This window comes from Mesorhizobium sp. M7D.F.Ca.US.004.03.1.1 (assembly GCF_003998635.1).
GTDB lineage: Bacteria > Pseudomonadota > Alphaproteobacteria > Rhizobiales > Rhizobiaceae > Mesorhizobium > Mesorhizobium loti.
The window spans coordinates 1-4,221 of the sequence record NZ_RZQG01000531.1; the positions used below are offsets into that span (position 1 = coordinate 1).

The window sequence follows — 4,221 nt, forward strand, 5'->3', positions numbered from 1 at the left end:
GTTCGTAGAACATCCAGTAACGCTGCGGATCACGGTAAATGGTCTGCCAGGCGACCAGAACCTCTTCATTTTCGGTTCGCGTTTCACGCCAGTCCGTGCGCCTGGCATCAGTGCCGATGTCGAATCCGTTGCGCGCCAGAAGCAGCAGCGCTTCGTCGTAGAGCGATGGCTCGGCCAGGATCGCCTCCAGCTTTCCGCTGAGGTCAGGCCGGTGCTTGTGCGGCCCGAGCATGGCGAGGTTGCGGTTGCCGGCCATGAACTCGATGGCGCGATACTGCCAGGACTGAAAACCCGAGGACTGGCCGAGCGCGTCGCGGAACTCGGTGTATTCGCTGGGGGTCATCGTCCGCAGCACGTCCCAGGCGTTGTTCAACTGTTCGAAGATGCGGGCGACGCGCGACAGCATCTTGAAGCTCGGCTCGAGCCGGTCGGCGCGGATAGAACGGATCGCAGCGCCAATCTCGTGCAAAGCGAGCTTCATCCACAGTTCGGAGGTTTGATGCTGGATAATGAACAGCATCTCGTCGTGCGCCGACGACAGCGGCGTCTGGGCCTCCAGCACTTTCTCAAGGTGCAGGTAGTCGCTGTAGGACATGCGCTCCTTGAACGACATCTGTGCGCCTTCGGACGCCGGATCGTATGGCTCACTCAATTGATTTTCTCCGTGCGCAGCCGGAAGCGCTGGATCTTGCCGGTCTGGGTCTTGGGCAGAGCGGCGATGAATTTCACCGATCGCGGGTATTTGTAGGGCGCGATCGTTGCCTTGACGTGGTCCTGCAGGCGCTTGGTGGTCAACGCGTCAGGCGCCACGCCCTGCGCCAGCACGACATGCGCCTCGACGATCTGGCCGCGTTCGGCATCGTCTGCGCCGATCACCGCGCATTCGGCGACGTCGGGATGCGACAGCAGTGCTGCCTCGACCTCGGGGCCGGCGATGTTGTAGCCGGCGCTGACGATCATGTCGTCGGAGCGCGCGGCGAAATGGAAGAACCCGTCTTCGTCCTGCGTGAAGGTGTCGCCGGTGAGGTTCCAGCCGTCGCGGACGTATTCCTTCTGCCTGTTGTCGGCCATGTAGCGGCAGCCGGTCGGGCCGCGCACCGCCAGCCTGCCGGTCGTGCCGCGCGGCACCTCGCGCATCTCGTCATCGACGATGCGCGCCTCATAGCCGCCCACCGGCTTGCCGGTCGACGCGGGCTTCATGTCGTCAAAGCGGTTGGAGATGAAGATGTGCAGCATTTCGGTGGCGCCGATGCCGTCGAGGATCGGCTTGCCGGTCTTTTGCGTCCACTCCTCGAAAACCGGAGCGGGCAAGGTTTCGCCGGCCGAAACGGCGACGCGCAGCGACGACAGGTCGGCTCCTTCATCCATGGCCTTCAACATGGCGCGGTAGGCGGTCGGCGCGGTGAAGGAGATCGTCGCTTTGTAGGTTTCGATGATGTGGATCATGTTGGGCGGCGTCGCCTGCTCCAGCAGCGTTGCCGCAGCACCGAAGCGCAGCGGGAAGATGGCGAGCCCGCCAAGGCCGAAGGTGAAGGCCAGCGGCGGCGAGCCGACAAAGATGTCGTCCGGCGTCACCTTGAGGATCTCGCGGGCGTAGGCGTCGGCGATGATCAGGAGGTCGCGGTGGAAATGCATCGTCGCCTTCGGCACGCCTGTCGTGCCCGAGGTAAAGCCGAGCAAGGCGACGTCGTCGCGGCCTGTGTTGACGGAAGTGAATGTCACCGGCTTGTCGAGAGCGGCACGATCGAGTTCGGCATCATGGTTGGCGGTGCCGTCGAAGCCTATGACCTGCTTGAGGAATACGCTGTCCTTGGCGCAGGCGGTCATCTCGTCCATCAGCCTGGTGTCGCACAGCGCGACGGTGATCTCCGCCTTGTCGACGATCTTGGCGAGTTCGCCGGCGCGTAGCATCGGCATGGTGTTGACGACCACGGCGCCGACCTTGGTGGCAGCCAGCCAGCAGGCGACCATGGCGGGGTTGTTGGCCGAGCGGATCAGCACCCGGTTGCCCGGCTTGACGCCATAATTCTCGACCAGTGCGTGGGCCAGCCTGTTCGTCCAGTCGGACAGTTCCTTGTAGGTGCGGCGGCGGCCATTGCCGATCAGCGCGGTGTGGTCGCCCAGGCCTTTCTCGACCAGCCTGTCGGTCAGTTCGACGCCGGCGTTGAGGCGTTCGGGATAGTCAAAGCCATCGAGCAGGATATCGGGCCATTGCTCCGGCGGCGGCAGGTGATCGCGCGTGAACGTGTCGATATGCGCTGAAGGCCCAAGCATGTCGCCGCTATCCCATCTGCTGGACGGCCAGTGCGCGAGGCGCCTGGCCGGATGTGGTGGATCTAAAGGTCCTGCTTTTGAGGAGGCTTCGTGCCGCCGTTGCCCCTGCTCGGGATGCCACCAGAAAGAGTGCACATCTGCAGGTTTTGGGCAGCACAGCAGACCTCCCATTGTCGGCTGTTCGTCAGGGCAGGATCGCACCAGTCGAAATTTGTTTCAAGCCTAAAATATTTTTGGTCTGGAGCATTGACGCATGGCATGGCGGTGGCCATTGCTGGCGCAGAAACGAGCCATTCCGGGGGAGGGTGCCGATGTTCGAACGTCACATTGCCGATTGGGACCGCGCCTATGCCAACGGCGCGAACATTGTCGGCAGCGATCGCTGGCCGGCAGCGTGGGCGGAACCCGCGCAAGCGTTTCGCAATGCGCTTTCGGCAGAGGGCCGGGCACGGCTCGACATCGCCTATGGTGACGGACCGCGCAATCGGTTGGATATTTTCCTTCCCAAAGCCGCTCCCAAGGGGCTCGTGGTGTTCATCCATGGCGGTTACTGGCTGGAGTCCGACAAGAGCACGTGGTCGCACCTCGCCAATGGCGCGGTCGGCAATGGCTTCGCCGTGGCGATGCCTTCCTACACGCAGTGCCCGGACATACGCATCGCCGGCATCGTCAGCGAAATCGGCACAGCGATCGGCAAGGCAGCGGCGATGGTCGGGGGACCGCTGATGCTGACCGGACATTCGGCCGGCGGCCATCTCGCCAGCCGCATGGTGACCACAACAACGCCCCTGGCCGCCGATGTGGCGCAGCGCATACGCCATGTCGTTTCGATTTCGGGCCTGCATGACCTGCGTCCGCTCATGCGCACCGGCATGAATGCGGCGCTGGCCATCGACGAGCACGAGGCGCTGACGGAAAGCCCGGCGTTGCTGCGGCCCATGGAGGGTGCCCGCATCACCTGCTGGGCCGGAGGCGGTGAGCGCGCCGAATTCCTGCGCCAGAATGCGTTGCTTGCCAACATCTGGACCGGCCTTGGCGCCACCACCAGCGCGATAGTCGAGCCCGACCGGCATCACTACGACATTGTCGACGGCCTTGCCGATCCGGCGCATCCGCTAACCCGGACCCTGATCTCGGAGTAGGGCCGAGGTCATTTTCTCGTCTGTTATGAATGGCTTGTCTTGGATTCTTCAGCGCAGCATCAAAACGCTGCAAGCCTCGCCCGCAGCCGCTGCGGAGGCAAACGGCGCGCGCACGATCAGCCCGTTGGCGTCGGCCAGCATTCTCAGCATCGAGGAATCCTGGATGCCGAACGGCGTCGCCACCAGCGCGCCGTCATCTTCCCTGACCATGGCCCGCACATAGTCCTGGCGCAAATCATTGGCCGGTATTGCGGCGCCCAATCGCGCCGGGCGTATGTCCTGGCGATGGTTGCGGCCGCCGAGCCGCGCCAGCAGGGGCTTCAGGAACAGTTGCGAGCAGACCAGGCTTGCCACCGGATTGCCCGGCAGGCCGATGCACCTGATATCGCCGAGGCGGCCGAACATCAGCGGCTTGCCGGGGCGCATGGCGATCTTCCAGAAGCCGAGCGTCATGCCTTCGCCGGTCAGCACATCGTGGATCAGGTCGTGATCGCCGACCGAGGCGCCACCAAGCGTCACGATGACATCCGCGCCGGCTGCGACCGCTTGTCTGACCAGCGCGGCGATGGCCTCCTTGCGATCGGCGGCAATGCCGAGATCGAGCGCGCGGGCGCCAACCGACTGTGCGGCGGCGGCAACGCCATAGGCATTGGACGAGATGATCTGGTCCGGCCCGAGTTCGCTGCCGGGCGGCAACAATTCGTCGCCGGTGGCGATGATGGCGACCAGCGGCCGTTTTACCACGCCGACCCGGGGGTGGTTGGCCGATGCCGCCAGCGACAGCGCCGCCGGGTCGGCGTGGTAA

At 64.3% G+C, this 4,221-nt stretch carries 4 protein-coding genes; 1 reads left to right on the forward strand and 3 read right to left on the reverse strand.

Features of this window, described 5'->3' with window-relative positions; translation table 11 throughout:
• On the reverse strand, positions 1–652 hold a 652-nt coding region (locus EN935_RS24655; RefSeq protein ID WP_127373696.1), incomplete at its 3' end, for a tryptophan 2,3-dioxygenase family protein.
• On the reverse strand, positions 649–2,274 hold the full coding sequence (locus tag EN935_RS24660) for an AMP-binding protein (protein WP_127264430.1): 1,626 nt from the start codon (positions 2,272–2,274) through the stop codon (positions 649–651). The genes EN935_RS24655 and EN935_RS24660, both read right to left, overlap by 4 nt.
• Positions 2,275–2,585: 311 nt before the next feature.
• Between EN935_RS24660 and EN935_RS24665 the strand changes: the two genes are divergently transcribed.
• Positions 2,586–3,416: an alpha/beta hydrolase gene (locus EN935_RS24665; protein ID WP_127264432.1), complete on the forward strand. Its 831-nt coding sequence runs from the start codon at positions 2,586–2,588 to the stop codon at positions 3,414–3,416.
• Positions 3,417–3,464: 48 nt separating this feature from the next.
• Here the strand turns inward: EN935_RS24665 and EN935_RS24670 are convergent.
• Positions 3,465–4,221: molybdopterin molybdotransferase MoeA (locus EN935_RS24670; RefSeq protein ID WP_164771315.1), on the reverse strand; the 757-nt coding region annotated here is incomplete at its 5' end.